This window comes from Bradyrhizobium cosmicum (assembly GCF_007290395.2).
GTDB classification, from domain to species: domain Bacteria; phylum Pseudomonadota; class Alphaproteobacteria; order Rhizobiales; family Xanthobacteraceae; genus Bradyrhizobium; species Bradyrhizobium cosmicum.
Genome location: NZ_CP041656.2, coordinates 5,844,069 through 5,863,707 on the forward strand (window position 1 = coordinate 5,844,069; position 19,639 = coordinate 5,863,707).

12 protein-coding genes are annotated in these 19,639 nt (G+C 62.7%); 4 read left to right on the plus strand and 8 right to left on the minus strand.

Annotated elements, in window-relative coordinates; genetic code table 11:
* Position 1 precedes the first annotated feature (1 nt).
* The 4 genes from FNV92_RS28035 to pgm form a co-directional block, all read right to left on the minus strand.
* On the minus strand, positions 2 to 982 hold the full coding sequence (locus FNV92_RS28035) for a PDR/VanB family oxidoreductase (RefSeq protein WP_143843689.1): 981 nt from the start codon (positions 980 to 982) through the stop codon (positions 2 to 4).
* A gap of 10 nt (positions 983 to 992) precedes the next feature.
* The gene (locus FNV92_RS28040; protein ID WP_015688081.1) at positions 993 to 1,739 is read right to left on the minus strand and encodes a GntR family transcriptional regulator; all 747 of its coding nucleotides are present in this window, start codon (positions 1,737 to 1,739) and stop codon (positions 993 to 995) included.
* Between the two features lie 3 nt (positions 1,740 to 1,742).
* Entirely contained in the window at positions 1,743 to 2,792 is a 1,050-nt protein-coding gene (locus tag FNV92_RS28045) for an aromatic ring-hydroxylating dioxygenase subunit alpha (protein WP_168213535.1), read from the minus strand.
* 296 nt (positions 2,793 to 3,088) lie between these two features.
* Positions 3,089 to 4,777, minus strand: coding sequence for a phosphoglucomutase (alpha-D-glucose-1,6-bisphosphate-dependent) (gene pgm / locus FNV92_RS28050; RefSeq protein WP_143843688.1), 1,689 nt, complete (start codon positions 4,775 to 4,777; stop codon positions 3,089 to 3,091).
* A gap of 127 nt (positions 4,778 to 4,904) precedes the next feature.
* Here pgm and FNV92_RS28055 point away from each other — a divergent pair, with 127 nt between their 5' ends.
* Complete coding sequence (locus FNV92_RS28055; RefSeq protein WP_168213533.1) at positions 4,905 to 6,038, plus strand: alpha/beta hydrolase family protein; 1,134 nt, start codon at positions 4,905 to 4,907, stop codon at positions 6,036 to 6,038.
* Positions 6,039 to 6,072: 34 nt separating this feature from the next.
* Here FNV92_RS28055 and FNV92_RS28060 read toward each other — a convergent pair whose 3' ends face one another.
* A complete protein-coding gene (locus tag FNV92_RS28060; RefSeq protein ID WP_143843686.1) occupies positions 6,073 to 6,888 on the minus strand; it encodes a response regulator transcription factor in 816 nt (271 codons plus the stop codon).
* A gap of 290 nt (positions 6,889 to 7,178) precedes the next feature.
* On the opposite strand from FNV92_RS28060, the gene FNV92_RS28065 reads away from it, so the two are divergent.
* Together FNV92_RS28065 and FNV92_RS28070 are read left to right on the plus strand one after the other, a co-directional pair.
* Positions 7,179 to 8,336 carry an acyltransferase family protein gene (locus FNV92_RS28065; RefSeq protein ID WP_143843685.1) on the plus strand — a complete coding sequence of 386 codons (1,158 nt, stop codon included), beginning with the start codon at positions 7,179 to 7,181 and terminating at the stop codon, positions 8,334 to 8,336.
* 74 nt (positions 8,337 to 8,410) lie between these two features.
* Complete coding sequence (locus FNV92_RS28070) at positions 8,411 to 9,259, plus strand: MBL fold metallo-hydrolase (protein ID WP_143843684.1); 849 nt, start codon at positions 8,411 to 8,413, stop codon at positions 9,257 to 9,259.
* An 8-nt stretch (positions 9,260 to 9,267) separates the two neighbouring features.
* Here FNV92_RS28070 and FNV92_RS28075 read toward each other — a convergent pair whose 3' ends face one another.
* Together FNV92_RS28075 and FNV92_RS28080 are read right to left on the minus strand one after the other, a co-directional pair.
* Complete coding sequence (locus FNV92_RS28075; protein ID WP_143843683.1) at positions 9,268 to 10,152, minus strand: aldose 1-epimerase family protein; 885 nt, start codon at positions 10,150 to 10,152, stop codon at positions 9,268 to 9,270.
* 721 nt (positions 10,153 to 10,873) lie between these two features.
* Positions 10,874 to 11,641, minus strand: a complete 768-nt coding sequence (locus FNV92_RS28080) for a sterol desaturase family protein (protein WP_143843682.1) — start codon at positions 11,639 to 11,641, stop codon at positions 10,874 to 10,876.
* Positions 11,642 to 12,227: 586 nt separating this feature from the next.
* Between FNV92_RS28080 and FNV92_RS28085 the strand changes: the two genes are divergently transcribed.
* Complete coding sequence (locus FNV92_RS28085) at positions 12,228 to 12,428, plus strand: hypothetical protein (protein ID WP_240536085.1); 201 nt, start codon at positions 12,228 to 12,230, stop codon at positions 12,426 to 12,428.
* Between the two features lie 1,575 nt (positions 12,429 to 14,003).
* Here the strand turns inward: FNV92_RS28085 and FNV92_RS28090 are convergent.
* A complete protein-coding gene (locus tag FNV92_RS28090) occupies positions 14,004 to 19,580 on the minus strand; it encodes a MupA/Atu3671 family FMN-dependent luciferase-like monooxygenase (protein WP_143843680.1) in 5,577 nt (1,858 codons plus the stop codon).
* Positions 19,581 to 19,639: the final 59 nt, after the last annotated feature.

The following is a 19,639-nucleotide window of genomic DNA, read 5'->3' on the forward strand; positions in this document are numbered from 1 at the left end:
CTTAGACCGCATCCGCCCGGAGCAGCGTATCCACCGTGATGGTGCCCCTTGCGCGGGATACACACGCGCAGATCTTCTGGTTGCTCTCTTTCTGGTGATCGCTGAAGAAGACGTCGCGATGGTCGATCTCGCCGTCGACGGCCACGACGTCGATGGCGCAGAGGCCGCATTCGCCGCGTTTGCAATCGTATATCACGTCGTGTCCGCTGGCGTTGAGCACATCCAGCATCGAGCGCTCTCGGGGGATTTCGAGTTCGACGTCGGAGTCCTTCAGGCGCACGCGAAACGTCTCGGTCGGGAGCGTGCCGCTGGAGCCGAAGGTCTCGTAGCGGAGATCGGGGAGCGGATGACCGGCACCGATCCAGGCATGGCGCGCGGCATCCAGCATCCGCATCGGGCCGCAGAACAGCGCCAGCACACCTCGCGGAAGCGAAGCAAACAGGGCGTCGAGATCGAGCCGGCTGCTTTCGTCGCTGGCATGGATTATCAGGCGGTCGCCGAGCATCGCTGCGAGGTCGTCGAGATAGGCGGCCTCGCCGCGCGAGCGCACCGCATAATGCAGCGTGACGTCGGCGCCGCGCCGCGCCAGCGCCTGCGCGGCGCCGAGGATCGGCGTGATGCCGATGCCGCCGGCGATCAGGCAGTAGCTTTCGCGCGTCCAATCGACCGCGAGCAGCGAGGCGGGCTGGGTGATGTCGAGCCGCGCGCCCGGCTGCAGAGACCACATGTAGCGCGAGCCGCCGCGGGAATCCTCGGCGCGGCGCACCGCAATCCTGAGGCCACGCGAGGTGGCTTCACCGACCAGCGAATAGGATCGCGTCTCCGGCAGGCCGTCGATGGTGACGGCGACATTGATGTGGCTGCCAACCGGATAGGCCGCGCCGTCGAACCGCTCCGGCAGGATCAGGAATTCGCGGATGCCGGGCGCGCGGTCGCGCGTCGAGAGAAGCGTGGCCGGAATCCAGGTTTCGATAAAGCGCATGGTGACTGCCCTAGTCGGTTGCGGTCCTGATCAGCGCAAGCGCCGGCAGGAGGTCGAGATGGGTACGGTTGCGCAACGCCAGCCGCAAATTGCGGACGGCGAGCCGGGCGTGCTCACGCATCACGGCCTCGGCGCGCGCGCCTTCGCGGTTCTCGATCGCGTCGATCACGACGCGGTGGTGCTCCTGCCCGATGATCAGGATCTGCTGTGCCTCGGGCAGCGCCGACTGCGCCATCACGAAGCCGCTTGGGGATGCAAACGGCAGCGCCGAGGCGCGGTCGATCTGGCGGATCAAGGGCGGGCTGCGCGACAATTCGGTGAGCAGCGCGTGAAAGCGCGCGTTCAGCGTGACATAGGAGGAGAAGGCATCGACCGAGATCGGCACCTGCCGCAGCAGCTCATCGATCGCCGCAAGACATTCCTTCAGCGGCTCGAGCTCGCGCGCGGAGACGCCGCGCTCGGCGGCGAAGCGCGCGGCGAGGCCTTCCAGCGTGCCGCGCAGCTCGATGGAATCGGAGATGTCGCGCTCCGAAAACGCCTTCACCATGAAGCCGCCGGAGGGGATCGCCTCCAGCAGCCCTTCCTCCTCCAGCCGCACCAGCGCCATGCGCACCGGCGTGCGCGAGGCGCCGGTGGTCTCCACCGCCTGCAGCTCGGAGATGCGTTCGCCGGGACGCAGCGTGCCGGACAGGATCTGGTCGCGTAGCGCGAGCTGCGCCTTCACGGTCTGCGACACGGAGCGGTCGACCTCGGCCATGATTTACTCCGCGGCCTGGAGGCGCTGCGGCGCGGTTTCCTTTGCGACCATCTTGTCGATCAGCTTGCGCGACCACATCGCGCCGGCGTCGATGTTGAGATTGTAGAAGATGCGATCCGGGTTCTCGTCCATCGCCCGCTGCTGCGCTTCGAGGATCAGCTCGTCCTCGCGGAAGATGCCGGAGACGCCTTCGCGGATCTCGGTGGTGATGCGCTGCTCGCCGATCCGGTAATTGCGGACGAAGGCCCAGAAATAGTGACAGGTCTTCTCGGTTTCCGGCGTGACGGTGTTGAGCACGAAGCCGTTGACGCCCTGCGAGCGGTCGCCTTCCGGCGCGCCGGTGCCCGTTGGCGCGACGCCGACGTCGATGGCGATGGTGCACGGCGCTTCGAAACGGATGATCTGCCAGCGGTCGACGAGACCGGACTTGCCGAGCTGCTTGGCCCAGAACGGCGGCGGCTCGATGCCGCGCATCCAGCGCGTCACCGTCACGGTCTTCTCGCCATGGGTGACGTCGAACGGCGCTTCGGCGACCGCGTCGTTGCCGATGGAGGAGCCGTGCACGAAGGTCTCGTGGGTGAGGTCCATGAGATTGTCGAGCACGAGGCGATAGTCGCAATTGACGTGGATGGTCTTGCCGTCGCCGGCCCAGGCCGGATCGTGATTCCAGTGCATGTCAGGGACGAGCGCGGGGTCCGCCAGCGCGGGATCGCCCATCCAGAGCCAGACGTAGCGGTGGCGCTCGACCACGGGATAGGCCCGGACGCAGGCCGACGGGTTGATGGTCTCCTGCGAGGGCATGAAGGTGCAGCGGCCCTGCGCATTGTATTTCAGGCCGTGATAGCCGCAGACGACGGTGTCGCCCTCGAGCCGGCCCTTCGACAGCGGCACCAGCCGATGCCAGCAGGCATCTTCCAGCGCGGCCACCGCGCCGTCGGCCTTGCGGTACATCACGACGTGCTTGCCGCAGATCGTCCGCGGCAACAGCGCCGGCTTCACCTCCGCGTCCCAGGCCGCGGCGTACCAGGCGTTCATGGGGAAAGGTTTTGTCACCGGCGATCTCCCAAGGCTTATGTATGCGTTATGTATACAATAACGGGGATCGAAAATCGTTCAAGGCCATAATTTGGCGTATTTTACTACCCCTGCTCGATAAACTGTATACAAATTGAAGGCTGATTTGCCACCCTCCCCTGGAGGGTGTTCAGACCGGGGAGATGGTGGACGGGGTGGGGTGATTTCTGCCCACGGGGACTGCTCGAGTGGAGAGATCACCCCACCCCGCTCGCGCTGCGCGCAATCGACCCTCACCCTCCAGGGGAGGGTCGGAAAGCGCACGCCTCGGTGGCTTAGGCCCCGAACACCTTCTTCAGCCCTGCCTGGGCCTCGTCCTGAATCCGTCTCAGGTGCTCGGTGCTGCGAAAGCTCTCGGCGTAGATCTTGTAGACGTCCTCCGTGCCGGACGGCCGCGCGGCGAACCAGCCGAAATCGGTCTCGACCTTGATGCCGCCGAAGGGCTGGCCGTTGCCGGGCGCCTTGCTCAGCGTGGCGCGGACCGGATCGCCGGCGAGATCCTTCAGGCCGAGCTGCTCGGGCGTGACGGACTTCAGGATGTTCTTTTGCGGCGTGGTGGCGGCGACGTCGATGCGCGCGTAATGGGGCACCCCGAGCTCGGCAGTGAGGTCGCCAAACAGCTGGCTCGGATCGCGGCCGGTCTTGGCCATGATCTCGGCGGCGAGCAGGCCGAGGATGATGCCGTCCTTGTCGGTGGTCCACACCGTGCCGTCGCGGCGCAGGAACGAGGCCCCTGCACTCTCCTCGCCGCCGAAGCCGAAGCCGCCGCTGACGAGGCCGTCGACGAACCATTTGAAGCCGACCGGCGTCTCGACCAGCTTGCGGCCGAGTTTTTTGGCAACACGGTCGATGATGGAGCTCGACACCACGGTCTTGCCGATCGCGGCATCCTTGCCCCAGTTCGGGCGGTGCGCGAACAGATAGGAGATCGCCGTCGCAAGATAATGGTTGGGGTTCATCAAGCCGCCGGTGCGCGTCACGATGCCGTGGCGGTCGGCGTCGGTGTCGTTGGCGAAGGCGACATCGAAGCGGTCGCGCATCGCGATCAGGCTCGCCATCGCATAAGGCGAGGAGCAGTCCATCCGGATCTTGCCGTCCCAGTCCACCGTCATGAAGCGGAAGGTCGGATCGATCGCCTCGTTGACGACGGTGGCCTTCAGGCCGTAGCGCTCGATGATCGGGTGCCAGTAGTGCACGGCGGCGCCGCCGAGCGGATCGATCCCGATATTGATACCGGCGGATTTGACGAGATCGAGATCGACGACGTTGCCGAGATCGGCAACGTAAGGCGTAGTGAAGTCGTAGGCGTGCACGTTCCCGGACTTCTTCGCCTTCGCGTAGTCCATCCGCGCGACGCCCCTGAGGCCGTCGGCGAGATAGGCGTTGGCGCGCTTCTCGACGACGCCGGTGACGTCGGTGTCGGCCGGCCCGCCATGCGGCGGATTGTATTTGTAGCCGCCATCCTCCGGAGGATTGTGCGAGGGCGTGACGACGACGCCGTCGGCCAGACCAGACGTGCGGCCCTTGTTGTAGGTGAGGATCGCGTGCGAGATGACGGGCGTCGGCGTGTAGCCGCCGTCCTTGTCGATCATGATGTCGACGCCGTTGGCCGCGAACACCTCGACCGCGCTGACCAGCGCCGGCTCGGCCAGCGCATGGGTGTCGATGCCGATGAACAACGGACCGGTCAGCCCCTTTTCCTTTCGGTAGTCGCAAATCGCCTGCGTGGTGGCGAGGATGTGGCCTTCGTTGAACGTGTTCTTGAACGAGGTGCCGCGATGGCCGGAGGTGCCGAACGCGACCCGCTGCGCGGGATCCGCGACGTCAGGCTTGCCGGCGAAATAGGCGGTCACCAGCCGCGGAACGTTGGTGAGCGCGTCCGGCGAGACCAGCTTGCCCGCTTCGGGATGAACATCAGCCACTGAAATATCCTCGTCCTGCCTACAGAGATTGCGCAGCAGCATAGCATTGGCCGGGCCACCGCCAAGGGCACAACATCGGTGATGGGACGGCGTTCCTTGAGAGAGTGGCGAGAACAAGTCCGGCGATCATGCTATGCTTCGCGACCATCGAGGCCCTTCGAATCGTCCCATGATCCTCCCGCGAAAACTGCTTCTGCTGGTCGCCGGCCTCGTCGTGGCGGGCATGCCGGCGGGCGCCGCGGAGTTCTACACCGAAGACCTTCGCATTCCGATGGCGGAGGCCGGGCCGCAGGGGCTGGAGGCGTTCCTGGTCCGCCCCGTAGGCGCGAAGCGCTATCCGCTGGCGCTGCTCAGCCACGGCTCGCCGCGCAGCTTCGACGACCGCGCGGCCATGTCGGCACACAAATATTACGGCATCGCGCTCGAATATGCCCGGCGCGGCTTTGCCGCGCTGATCGTGATGCGTCGCGGCTACGGCACCTCGCCGGGCGGGCGCGTCGACAGCGTCGGCGGCTGTGCCCATGCGGCTTATTTGCCTGCAGCCGCCGTTGCGGTCGCGGATTTGCGCGCCGCGATCGATGCGATGGGGCGCAGGTCGGACGTGACGACGACGGGCATGATCGCGGCCGGCCATTCCGCCGGAGGGCTCGCCACCGTCGCGCTGACGGCGCAGGCGCCGCCCGGCCTCGTTGCGGCGATCAACTTTGCCGGCGGCCGCGGCTCGCGGGACGATGACGATGTCTGCAATCCGGACGGACTGGTGCAAGCCTTCGCCACGTTCGGAAAAACATCGCGCGTGCCGACGCTGTGGGTCTATGCGAGCAACGATTCGTTCTTCGGACCCGATCTCGCACGCCGTCTCTATGACGGGTTTCGCGGCAGCGGCGGTCACGCAAAATTCATTGCGGCGCCGCCTTACGGCGACGACGGCCATTATCTCTATTCGGTGGTGGGGCGGCCGCAATGGACCCCGTATCTCGACGCCTTCCTGCGCGAGAGCGAACTCAGCCATGACATCCTGAGTCTGCCCGATTCGCTGCCGCCGCCGGGCCAGCTCAATGCGGCCGCGCGCGCCGAATTCTCGCGCTATCTCGCCAGCACGATGCCGCACAAGGCTTTCGCCGTGTCGCCCAATGGCGGCTACGGCTGGCGTTCGGGCCGAACCACGGCCGAGGACGCGCAACGGGATTCGCTGAACGCCTGCATGAAATGGTCGCCCACCTGCACGCTCTACGCGGTCGACGACCGACTCGCAGGGGCTGCGCAGAGGACGTCGACGGACCAGAGCGCTCGCGCGCGATAGGCGCGAGTGCGATCCAGTCTTTCAATGGGTGACGCTAGAGCCGCTCGCTGAGCGCGAGCTTGTAGCCGACGCCGGTGACGGTCGCGATCACGGGCGTGCCGCTGCCGACGAGCTTGCGGCGCAACCGCGCCACCAGCGCATCCACGGTGCGGATGTCGACCTCGGCCTGGCGGTTACTGACGACCTCGATCAAATAGTCGCGGCTGAGCGGCCTGCCGTCGGCACCGACCAGCGCGGCCAGCAGGTCGAATTCGGCGCGCGTCAGCGCCACCGGCTTGCCGTCGCTGCCGAGCAGCTCGCGCCGCGTCAGGTCGATAATCCAGTCGCCGAAGGCGATCGAATTGTGATTGCGCGCCGCCTTGCGGTCGATCGAGCGGCGCCGCAGCACACTGCGTGCGCGCGCGAGCAGGTCGCGCAGATTGATCGGCTTGGTGACGTAATGGTCGCCGGCGATCTCGAGGCCGAGGATGCGATCGACGTCTGTGTCGCGGCGGGTCACGAAGATGATGCCCGCGTTGCTGGTCGCCTGGATCTCCTTGGCGAGCTCGAAGCCGTCGCCGTCGGGCAACTGCACGTCGAGGAAGACGAGATCGGTGCGCGCACGCAGCGCCTGGCGGCATTCCGCGCATGAGCCGGCACCGACCACGTCGAAATTGTTCTCGCTGAAATAACCGACCAGCATCGTGCGCGTCACTGGATCGTCTTCGACGACGATCAGCCGCTCGCGGCCAGCGGGACGCAATTCCTGAAGTGCGGAATCAGTCACGTTGTTGGATGTCCTGTGTGCTTGCGACCCGGCCTGAAAATTCAAGTCGCCGCGCAGCGCGCTGTCCTGTGAACGAACATTCACGACTTATTCGAGCCCCCGAAATTGCCTGCCAGAATACTAGGCGGGTTGTGCTGGCCAAACAATATTGGGCATGGCTTGCGCGCATTAAGTATGAGTTGCCCCACAATTCTCATCCCGCGCATCATCGTGCAGGCTTGGCTCGCGCCAGCGCCGTCGAACTACCCAAACCGCCAATTCCGTACATTCGACCCCGGACGCAACCGACGGTTAACGTAAAGAACGCGTTTGGCTTCGGAAAAGCAGGCCGCACCCCTATTGTCCCGGCAGGCCCGAAATCAGGAGCAGGCGTGATGCAGGGGCAGGCCCGGTTGGCCGCCGGTCAAATCGAGGACGGTGCAACGCGCCTCAGTCGTTCCCACAGCCTCGACTTCCTGCGCGGTCTCGCCATCCTCGGCGTGGTGGCGATCCACGTTTTGCAGTCTTTTCCTTCGAGCATCCACGCCGTCGACTACGCCTTCATGTGCGGCTGGACCGGCGTCAACGTGTTCTATTTCGTCAGCGCCATCACGATGTGCCTGATGTGGACGCGGCGCGTTGAGGCGAACCCCACGCGCAAGTTCTACATCCGCCGTGTCTTGCGGATCGCGCCGCTGTTCTGGCTCGCAATCCCGCTCTACCTCGTCGTCAACGGCACGGGGCCCAGTGCCAACGCTCCCAACGGCATCGGCCCGCTGCAGGTGATCCTCACCGCGACTTTCCTGCACGGCTTCTGGCCTGACAGCGTCAACAGCGTCGTGCCGGGCGATTGGTCGATCGCCGCGGAGATGACTTTCTATCTCGTCTTCCCCTTCGTGATCACGGCATTCGGATCGCGCCGCCATCTCTATCTTGCGCTGGCGATCGCGCTGCATCTCGTCAATGTCGACCTGTTCAAGCCGTGGGCTTTCGAGCTGTTCTCGGCCTATTACGGACCGGGCAACGAATCCTTCGTCTGGGGCACGCTGCACATCAGCTTCCTGAACCAGTTGCCGGTCTTCCTCGTCGGCTGCGCGCTGTTCTTCTCGCTGCGCGACGGCGTTGCGAAGTCGGACGCCGCGATCTACGCCGCCTTCATGGCGCTGTCCTTCATGGCCAATCGCGCGTCCGGCGCGCATGAATTCAACTATCTGATGATCAACCTCGCGCTCGGCGCGGGTGTGGCCGGCTGCATCCGCTTCGCGATCCGCTGGCAGCCGATCGAGGCGCTCGGCCGCAATTCCTATTCGATGTATCTGTCGCACTTCGCGGTGATCCTTGGCCTGCGCCAGATCTGGCCGCTCGCCGACGGACTGGTCTCGCTGCTGATCGTCTATGCCGTCACGACGGCGCTCAGCTATCTCGTGGCGCGCGCGACATGGCACCTGGTCGAGCGGCACGCGCAGGATCTCGCGCATCGCCTGACCTCCGCCGCACCAGACCGCTCGCCCCTCCGGCCGAACACCGCCGCCACTGCGACGGGCACGTCCTGACCGCAGGCCCGATGCGGCTTGCCTCGCCGCCAGCTTGGAATCTACTCTTCGACTCTTCACACCGGAGTAGGCACATGGACGTCATCCTGCTCGGCACCGGAGGCCCACGCTCGGACCCGCGCCGCATGGCGACGACCACGTTGATCAGGCTCGGCGAGGAGAACATCCTGTTCGACGCCGGCCGCGGCGTCATGGTGCAACTCCACAAGGCCGGCGTGGCGCTCGGCGCCATTAACACGGTCTTTCTTACGCATCACCATTTCGACCACATCGGCGACCTCTATGATGTGATGCTGAATTCGTGGATGCACGGGCGCAAGGACGCTTTGCGCATCTACGGTCCGCCCGATACCGAGCGGCTGGTCAACACGCTGGTCACGCAGGTCTACGACAAGGACATCGCCTGGCGCGATCAGGGCGAGCCGACCTTCGGCGGCTGGAAACCGGTCGTCGCAACCGACATCGTTCCCGGCCCCGTACTCGACACCGGCCGCTGGAAGATCAACGCCGAGATTGTCTCGCATGGCGACGGCCTCGACATGGCCCCGGCGTTCCTTGCGCGCTGGATGTGTCTCGGCTTCCGCTTCGAAGCGGACGGCAAGGTCATCGCGATTTCGGGCGACACAGTCCCCTGCCCCGGTCTCGAGCGGCTGGCACAGGGAGCCGACCTGCTGGTCCAGTGCTGTTTTCTCGCGACACCGGAAATCAACAACGAGCACCTCCGCCGGCTTGCGAAATTCACGATCGCCTGCGGCGATACGGTCGGCAAGGTCGCGGCCAGGGCCGGCGTCAAGAAGCTCGCGCTGACCCACCACCGGCCACGCACCGACGATTCCATGCTGAACGCACTGCTCGCGGACGTGCGACGAGACTATTCGGGCCCCGTCGTGCTCGGCGAAGACCTGACGCGGATCGAGGTCTGAGGACCATCTCAGGACGATCCCACCTCGATCCGGTACGACAGCTCTTCCTTGGCGCCGGTCGCGATATGCATCAGGCCCGGCTTGTCGCTGAACTCACCGTCGAAGTCCTTGGGGCTGGCATAGCCGCGCCACGGCTCGATGCAGAGGAACGGCGCGCCTGTCGGTTTCGACCAGACGCCGAGTTCGCGAAAGCCGCGCCATGACATCTTCAGCCATGGACCAGCGCCCGTCCCCGCCGCATAGCGGACCGCATGGCTGTTGACGGGATCAAGGATCACCGCATCGTTGATGAACAGGGATTCCGACAGGGGAAGCACCGTGCCTTGGACAGGGCTCGGATCCGTTGCCGCGAGCAGGAGGCCGCCCTCCACCCGGCGGACCGGAGACGGCTCCTCGGTCGTGAACGTCAACGCGTAGCTCTCCTTCGGCACGCCAGCCTGAAGCGGCCAGTTGAAAGCGGGATGACCACCGAGCGACACCGGCAATGTCTCACCGCCGGTGTTGATGACCGAGAGTGAGAGATCGAGACCTTGATCGTCGATCGCATAGCTGGCCGTCAGGCGGAACGCGAACGGATAGAGCGCGCGTGTCGTCTCGCTGTCCTCGAGCGCCAGCGTGCAACGGTTCTCGCCGCGCTCCACCCACGCAAAGCGGCTGTCACGCGCAAAGCCGTGCTGGGTCATCCGGTAGGTCTTGCCGAGGTGCCGCATCTCGTCATTGGCGAGGCGCCCGACAATCGGAAACAGCAACGGTGCGTGGCGCGGCCAGGCGGGGCCAGCTTGCCAGATGAACTCGGTGCCGCTGCCATCCTTCAACGAGCATAGCTCGGCGCCGTGCGCCTTGATCGTCGCGGTGAGGCCGGCGCTGCGGATCGTGTGCGTGTCGTCTGTCATGACAATCAATCTCCAGACATCCCTAACTCGTCACTCCGGCGCCCTTGATGAGGCAACTTACTCTTTATCAGTGCCGCTGGTCGCTCAAATTGGGTTCGTTTTGCCAAATTTCGCGCATGCTCCCTTTGCTCCGTCATCTATCGGTTCCGTCGCGAAGCCGGCCTATTGCTCGACGGCGTTGGCTGTTGGCGCGAGATTCGTAGCGTTCCAATGCCGCTAACCGTTTTACTTGTTCAAGGGACAGAGACTCCAGATCCAACTTTGCGAGCAAGTCTTTCCGCACAGCCGCAACCCGCAGCAACTGTGATTGGGCCTGTGCCATTTCCAGCGCTGCTAACCGGTGAATCTGGCTGGCGCCCAAACCCAGACTTGCGACCGTTCATCGGGCTTGTCATCACTGGCTCGCTCTGGATGTTCGGACGACAAGATGTCCATAATTCAGGGGGGGGGGAACGCACTGCCCCTGAAAGGAGTGAGCATAACCAACCCTCTTCTGTTATCGCCGCGCTCGAAGACGGTTCAAAAGTTGTCGAAGCAGCAGCGCGCCGAGCCAGGAAGTGCATTTTTGGGTTGAGCTTTGGCGTGGACCTCGGCGCGTTGTCCGGTTCGACGGGATGAATTAGCGCAAACAACTTCGGCGTCGATGCGACGCATCGCCTGAAGTGCTCCCGTCTGTAAGCGCAATAGGCAGGAGAGTTCAGTACGCCGTTCGCAACCCCATCTATATTCCGATAGCAAGGCGGATTGGTGCAATTGACTCACCGGTGCCGAAAACGAGGTTTCTCGAAACTTTGTCGGGATCAATGAACGTGCCAAACAAGTGGTCCCAGACTGGAAACAGTGCTGCCAGATTTCCGCGGAAATGAGCTGGGTCGACGCTATGATGAATGTGATGATAGCGGGGCGTCACAATAATCCACTCCAGCCACCGATGACCCCACCACAAGTTAATATGCATGAAGTCGTTCTGGGCCACGTTCTTTAATAGAATTGCCCATGCAAGCCACCACGGGGCCACTTCAACGAAAGCAGCTGATACAATGTATGGGATATTGACCAAGGCTTGCTGGATGACGGAGCCCCGTGTACCGGCCAGCCAATACATGTACGTCGGTGAGTGATGCCACCGATGAGATGGCCATAACATCGGTGTGTGCAGCCATCGGTGAACCCAATAGTGTCCAAAGTCCGCCAGAACAAGGTACAGAAGGATTCGGAGCGCTAACGGCCATTCGGATATCCATTCAGGCAGAGATGGCTGGTAGACGATCCGCCGATCGAGAAAATCCGCAGCTGGTAAGACAAAAAAGAAAAATACGAGCGCAACAAGGAAGTCTCGGGGGAGTACTTTACGATACTCGACAACGTGGGCTGGATTCAAGTTTTCCAAAGCGGTCAATATGACCACCCGAATTAAGAAGAGCGCGATGCCTACTAACGTAATCTTCCAAGATATTAGGTGCGAAAGCTGGTGCAGAAAATCCTGCATCTTCGGCTCCTGAAATTCGGCTGAGCAGAAAACAGAGATTCAAGAAATTTCCGATAATTTCCCGCAGATGCAGTTCTGCAAAATGGGGCAGCGGGACAATAATTGTCGGAAGGTAGGAGGTTTTGCCTATTTTGCCAAGGCAGCGCTTCCGCCCTGTAACACTTTCTGGCGAAAACAGTCCTAAGACGAGTGTACGAGGGTCTTGCAGCGGCTTCCCGTCGGGCAAGCGGTATGGTTTCATCGAACTCGCGCGAACAGACCGTCGGTCGCCAGCAGGCTGGGTGCATAATTTCGATCTCACAGGTCGGCCGGGGCTCCCGCCTGAGGGAGCGGGCCTATGTACGAGAGGCGTTGGAGACCGACAGAGTGGTGCCGCGTTCGACCTGCAGCTCTCGCTGCCGCTGCTCGGCGCCGCTGAGAGAAGCGCGGACAACAGCACGCGCACAGCGGACTGGAAAAACCGGTTTGGTGTTCGCACCCGCAGCAACGATCCTCATTGCTCAAAGTCGGTCTTCCGATAATGTTCTCGCATTGACGAAGTCCGTTTAATTCATCTTGAGGGATTGCCTTGACGAACGATACAGCCGTGTATGACGCCCTTCGCGTCGATCCAACTAGCGGTGACAAGGAAGGCGCTGGCCGCATGGGCACGCGCGACGCTATTAGAGGTGATGGCCTGGAGATCGATGCCGCCTCGCTCGCGTTCTGTCCGCGCGAATGGATCAATAGCACCGGCTACGTCGACCTCGAGCTCGTGCGCATATTTCCGCTGATGCTAGCGCTTTAAGCGTAGCTATGGACAAGCCTCCCCCGGAAGTGGCGGTTCGCCGCCTGCTAGGTGGGTTCGCGAGACGGCGGCGGCCCGTTCGGGGGCATTCGACAACGCCTCACGCGACCGACAGCAACCCAAACCGCGAATTTGCCCGAACGGATCAAACGGCGATTTGGTTCTTCGTATTCCTGCCGATCTTTGTGCTGCTCTACGCGATCGTCGAGAAGATGCACGTAAAGTAACCATCAGCGAGCGGCAGAGCGACGCTCCGCCACTCGCTGAGCGAGTTACGCTGCGTGAGGATTGACGACGGTATACCCCCGTAGTGAGCGGGCGTGAATTCTCGTCGCGTGGCCGCCGGAATTGGCATCGTATGCCATCCACAGGTCTCCTTCGACGTGCTTTTCCAGGACGAAGACATGCCCATGCCGGGCCGCGACCATTCCAGGGGCCGGTGACGTGCGTGGAAAGCGAAGCCAGTTTGAGGCGAGGTTCAGCTCTGGAACTATGCGGCCGAACACGCGAATTGCAGCGCCGCAGCCGCAGAAAGAGCGCGGACATCCGGTGGGACGGCCTCCTACGATTTGAGCTTCCGCGGCGTCAGCACTAGCGAAAGAGCTGCGCATGACAGCGGTCCTTTGCACAAGCCGAGGGCGCCCGATGCCCGTCTCCTGGCGTGGTGACGACGAGAAGTCGCAAGGCATCGTCACATTGCATTCGCGCGGGTGAACGGTCTGGCTTGGGCGGGCTTCCGAACCAAAACAACTAAGTCCAATGAAAATCGACGCAACAGCTACTCTTCTAAACATGCAGTGCTCCTTGATGAGCCTGCCCCGAACGAAGTTGTTAATGCGAATTTGGCGAAAATGTGCCGGAAACGACCGGCGCTGACCTCGGGATCCGCACCTATCCAAGCCCGGGATGGTGCCTGGTCCAGGATGACCGTGTCCACATCGAGAAAATCAATGCCTCGTTTCTGTTCAAGGCCACCGGGCCAGGGTTGGCGCAGGCATCAAGTACGCGATCGAGAAAGACTGGCTCGAGCTGCACGAAACCGGCGCCTTTGTGCGGCTACTAGCGCCCGAAGGCCTGCTCACGAGTTAAGCCGAATCTTGCGGCGGCGATTCGGTCGGCTTCATCTGCTGCTTCTGCAGTTGCTCTTCGGCGTAAGTCACGATCATGCGCCGCACGACCGCCACGGGATTGCCCGAGGATCCACTTGAGAAGGTGGGGCCACGACAAGCAAGACGACGAACAAGTTCTCGCCGAGGTCTGCGCCCGTGCGGTTCAGGTGGTTCTTGATCACGCAGCGAGCATGAACAACCCGCCATGGCGGGCACAACTTGGACCAAATGGCCTCCGGCAAACCCGGTTCAATCTTTGGCCTGTGTCGTCTCGCGGTGCGACCTTAGCGCCAACCGCTGACATCGAAATAAGCCCCTTGTGCGCATTGTAGTCTGTAGGCAGCTCGCCCGCACGATCGACGGCATGGATTGCAATGGGTATCGTTGTTCCACGACTCGAATTGCCTTTCCGCAACTCGGCTGGTTCTGGCGGGGCTTCGGCCACCACGGCATCGGATGCTGCGCATCAATGATGTTCAAGTCTCTGGATGGCCTTGGAGCTGCCACGTGTTTCGCGTCTGCGCTGCATCATGTCTCTCCGAAGCTGTCCCCGGCTCTGCTCCGGCGACCCCGCAACGAGACCGGGATCGGTCCCGGAACTGGCGATGGCAGCAGCTAAGCTGCCCAACGTTGGATACTGGAACACACTAACCACCGACATCTTCAATCCCAACTCCGCGCGGATCTTTTCAACCACTCGCACCATCATCAGGGAATTCGCTCCCATCTCGAAGAAGTTGTCGTCGATTCCAATCTCATTGACGCTCAGCAGGTCCTGAAAGATGGCTGCAAGCTTGCGCTCCACGTCTGTCGCAGGCGGAATGAACGGCGTGGCGGTCTCATGACGCACACCATCGGGTTCTGGTAAGGCTTGGCGGTCCAGTTTGCCATTAGGAGTCAGTGGCAGCATCTCTAGCAGCACGAATGCCGAAGGAATCATGTACTCCGGCAACATGCTGCGCAAATGTTGTCGCAGCGAGGGCAGAACATTCGTCCCAGAGGCGACGCGGAGCGCGGGGCGATTTGCGTAGGCGGACACGTCAGCCGCGGCGGGAGCATCGTCCGTCACCGCAATTTCTGCTGCCGCGCCGATCTCTCCTGTTACTTGTGCGGGTCTGAAGATGGCATCGAAATATCCCGGTCCTGCGGCAGACCACTCGATGGCCACCTCATAATTCGCATCGAGCACGCGCACGTCCTCTGGATCGATGCCCGATGACGGGCTGATCGCTCCTAGGCGATTGGAGGGGAGGTGCGCCTGCAGCGCGCGCAACGCGGCCAGCGGCGGTGCGACCCGGGCGTTGGGGATACCGATGATGCGCAGCGCGGTCGCCTCGGACTGCACCATCGTCCTCAAGCTCTCCAGCGTGCACGGCTCGGGCGCCTTCCGGCTGCCCGTGACTATTGGCCTTCGCGGTATCCCGCCGCGCTTTCTGATCACCACGTCATAGCGGAAGCGAGTCATCTCGCTCGGCTCGCGGCCGTGCTTGAGCTCGACCTGCACGGTCTCGATGTCAGGAAGCCAGTGTCGAAGGGACGAGAACAGTTGGGGATCCAACACCAGTTCGGGCTCCTCCTCGAGCCGTTTGCGCAGCCGGGCCTGAAGCTCGCCTGCCGAAGCGTCGGCCGTGGTCTTCTGCAATTCGATCTCGCAGAGCATCACCTCCAGCAGCGCGCGGTGGCGCACATCGCCGACAAAAATCGCGCCGCCTGGACTCAGCTTTTTCAGGGCGGCCGCCAGCACGTCCATGAGATACGCCACGTTCGGAAAATATTGGGCGACCGAATTGATGACGATCGTGTCGAAGGGGCCGCCCTCGACGGCAGCCAGCGTGTCGCCGGCCCGTTGCTCCAAAACCACGTCGGCCAGACCTCGCCGCCCAACTTCGGCCTTTACTCGCGCCAAGGCTGCGGCAGACAGATCGATGCCGTAATAAAGCTCGCAGTTCGGCGCGACACGGAAGAGAATCATCCCCGTCCCACAGCCGACCTCCAATACCCGGCGGGGCTGCAGCTGCAGGATCCTCCCGGTCGTGCACTCAATCCATTCGCGCATCTGCGCTTCGGGAATCAGGTCGCCAGTATAGCTACTCCGCCACCCGGCGGTCTCGGAGTCGCCGCCATACTGGTAGGTCTCATCCCAGATCGTTCCCCAGTGACCAGTTGTTGGAGCACCGCCCTGAGTGGACGCGACGATGTAAGCGACGAGCTGCAGCACGCCAGTCGCGTCGGGTCTGGCCACTACCGCACTCTGTCGCACCGAGGGATGGCGGTTCAATGCGGCCTCGATCTCGCCCGGCTCGATTCGGTGGCCGCGGATCTTAACCTGATGGTCGAGACGTCCGAGGTGCGCAAGCGTGCCGTCGGGCAACCACTGCCCGAGATCCCCGGTTCGGTATAGACGAGCTCCAGAATCGCTGTAAGGATCAGGGACGAAGCGCTCTTTGGTCAGCTGCGGTTGTTCGAGATAGCCCCTGGCCAAACCTGCGCCGCCAATCACGATCTCACCTGGGACGCCGACTGGCAGCGATCGCAAGGCTCGATCGACGACATACACCCTGGTATTCGCAATCGGTCTTCCGATCGTAATGGCGTCACCGGCATCCCTCACTGGACTGATCGTTGACCAGATACATGTCTCCGTGGGGCCGTACATATTACGGATTTCGCCCTGATAGCGTTGTCTCAATCGCTCGACCAATGTCTGCGGCAGCGGCTCGCCGCCCAGGAGCAGCATGCGCAGCGAGCTCAGCGCGTCGAGCGAAGCGTCGTCAGATACCAGCATGCTCGCGAGCGACGGCGTGGCCTGAAGGTGAGAAACGCCATGGCGACGAATCTGCGAAACAATATCCTGATCGGGCTCGGTTGGGATCTCTGTGACGGACGGATTGGCCAGGCGACGCAACTCATCCAGATAGGGAAGGCTCGCCAGCACATCGTCGGCCGAAACACCGAAATCGATCAGGCAGGCGATCTCGTCGACGCCGAACTGTTTCAGCTTATCGATCATCGCCAGGCACGAGCTCGGTGATCCAAACAGGCCCGCGGTCTTGAAGTATCGCTCGAACGCGTGCTCCATGATGACATTGAGTTCCTCGGCGTCGAGTTCCGCGAGGTTCATCGGTTGCGCGGCCGTTGCTTGCCGATCATCGCCCTTCGCAAATGCCGTTAACTCCCATCGCATCTTGGAGATGAGGTCGGTCGAGGTCTTGAGGTATTCCAGGAACGGACCTCGCACCTTGCTGCGGACCGCTGCCGCGTCGGGACCTACAAAGGTGTGCAGCATGAGGGTAACGACCCCTGCTCCGTCGTGGCCGGCGTCGATCCAAGCCTTGCGATAGACCGCGATATTCTCGACGAGTTCCTCTGACTTCATCACCAGTAGGTTTGTCAGCACGTTGGCGCCTAACCGTCCGGCCAGCGCGAAAGTGTCCGGATGCGAGCTCGCGGTCACCCACATTTTGGGCTCGCGCTGCACCGGAGGCGGAAAAGTCTTTATTTCGACAATCTGGCCGTCGCCACCAACCGCCTTGACCGCCTCGCCGCGCCAGAGCGCTTTCACGGTCTCAATGCCGCTGGCCAGCAGTTCGCGGCGGTTTTTGTAATTCTCCGGATACAGCACGAAGTCGCGGGCGTGCCATCCGGACGCGAAGCTAAGTCCGACGCGGCCGTTGGAAAGGTTGTCGACGACGGACCATTCTTCCGCGACACGGATCGGGTTGTGCAGCGGCAACACCACGCTCCCGGCCCGGATGCCTATGCGCCGGGTAATAGCTGCGACTGCTGCGCCGGTCAGCGCGGCATTCGGATACAGGCCGCCGAAGGGATGGAAGTGGCGTTCCGGCGTCCACACGGCGGAGAAGCCATGCTCATCGGCATACTTGGCGCCTTCGAGCAACAGGTGGTACTTGCCGCCGCCACCCTCGGCCGCATCGGCGGCGAAGTAGAACAGGCTGAAATCGATCGGTCTGGCGCTCGATGCCGTGCTTGCCGCCCCGCGCGCGAGCCGCTCGGGCTCATGCTGGATGACCACTTTAAAGCCGCGCGCCAGCGTCCAGAACAGCTCCAATACCGAAATGTCGAACGAGATGCTGGTGGTCGCGAGCCACACGCCCGGCTCCGTCCCCAATGCCTGGTCCATGGCTTCAAAGAAATTGGTGACGTTGCGGTGCTCGAGCATCACCCCCTTGGGACGTCCGGTGGAGCCGGATGTGAAGATGACATAGGCAAGATTTTCGCCTGACACCGCCACGTGCGGCCGATCCGCCTCCCCCGCCTCCCTGCCCGCGTCAACGCACAGAGCGCGGGTGTGCGGCGGCAGCGCGCTGACCAGGTTCGCCGTCGTGACCACCACGTCAGCGCGGGAGTCCTCGATCATGAGCGCGATCCGCTCACCGGGGTACGAAGGATCCATCGGCACATAGGCTGCACCGGCCTTTAGGACGCCAAGCATACCGATCATCATTTCGGCTGATCGCTCGACGTAGATTCCGATCATCTGGTCCGGTTTCGCACCATTAGCGATCAGTGCTTGGGCGACATGGTTTGCGCGCAGATCAAGTTCGCGGTAGGTCAGCGAGCGGGAACCGTCAACCAGCGCCACCTTGTCAGGTGTACGATCAACCTGCGCTTCAAACGCCTCATGCACACAGTGGGGCTCCGGCAGCGGTCTCTCGGTATTGTTCCAGATCCCGAATATCGAACCGACGTCCTGCGACGGCAGCCGCGGCAGGTCGCCGAGCCTGGCCTCCGGCTGATCGGCAATAGCGATAAGGATCGCCTGAAACAGATCGCCGATGCGCTCAGCGGCGACCGGCTCAAAAGAGTTCGTGTCGTATGACAATTTGAAGGTCAGTTGAGGGCCGTCATAGGCCATCACGTTGAGCGGAAAATTGGTTTGGTCGTGCAGGGCGAAGTCCCGACGCCGCCATTCCGGACCGAACGACTTCAGGCGCGCATCGTCCGTTTGCGAATTGAAGACGATTATGGTGTCAAAAAGCGACTGTCCGCGAGGCACCTCGCTGAAGCGAAGGATATCGACGAGCGGCGTGTGTTCAAACTGGCGCAGTTCGAGGTGCTGCTCACGCAGTTGGCAGCATAACTCCAGCACCGGCAGTTCGGAGGGCAATTTGACCCGGATCGGCACGGTATTGATGAACAGCCCAATAGCACGATCTGCGCCTTCCATAGACGACCGGCGGCCGGCCCTGGTCAGTCCATAAACGACATCCTCCTGGGCCGAAAACGCCGAAAGCACGAGCGACCAGGCGACCTCGACAAGGACGGACGTCCGCAGTGAGGCCCGCGCGGAGAGATCATGCAGTTTCCCAGTGTCGGCAAGCGATAGCGCGAATTCCAGCGTGGCGTGACTTGCGGCGGCCCGCGCATCCGAAGTAGCAATCCGCAGCGTTTCGAGATTGGTCGGAGTGCGGAAGCCGGCCAGAAAGCTGCGCCAGTACGCCTCGGCGGCCGATGCGTTCGTTGCAAGGTGCCGCTGAAGCCAGGCGATATGCTCGCGGTAAGCCAGACGCTGCTCGAACGACGGCTGCGCGCCGCGCGCCATCGCTGCATAAACGTCAAACACCTCCTTCACGACGAAGGCGTAGCAGGAGTCCAGGATGGCGTGCGAATATGTGAAAACTAGTCGGCGGCGATCGGCGGCGAGATGCAGCACCGTCACGCGCCAGAGCGGCGCAACGTCGAGAGCGAAGGCCCGCGATCGATCCTCGGCCAGGAAACTTCTTAGCGCCTCTTCCTGCTGCCCGGCCGTCATCCCCGACAAGTCACGCGTCTCGAACCGCACCGCGACCTCGCCCACGACCTCTTGTTGCGGAACCTTCATGCCTTCCCAACGGAACCGAGTCCGCAGGATCGGGTGTCGTTTCGCGACCATGGCCCAAGCTTCGGGGAAGAGGTTGTCGTCGATCGGCTCGTCGAGCCATATCTCAAGCTGTTCGACGTCCACGCCCGGAGTACGCGCCTCGAGGTGATGGAACAGCATACCCTGCTGGAGCGGCGAGAGAGGATAACTGTCCTGAGGCATGGTACTCCCAAGAGATCACCGCCGCCGGCCGCCTGGATCGCGAATAAAAGAGAGCGCAG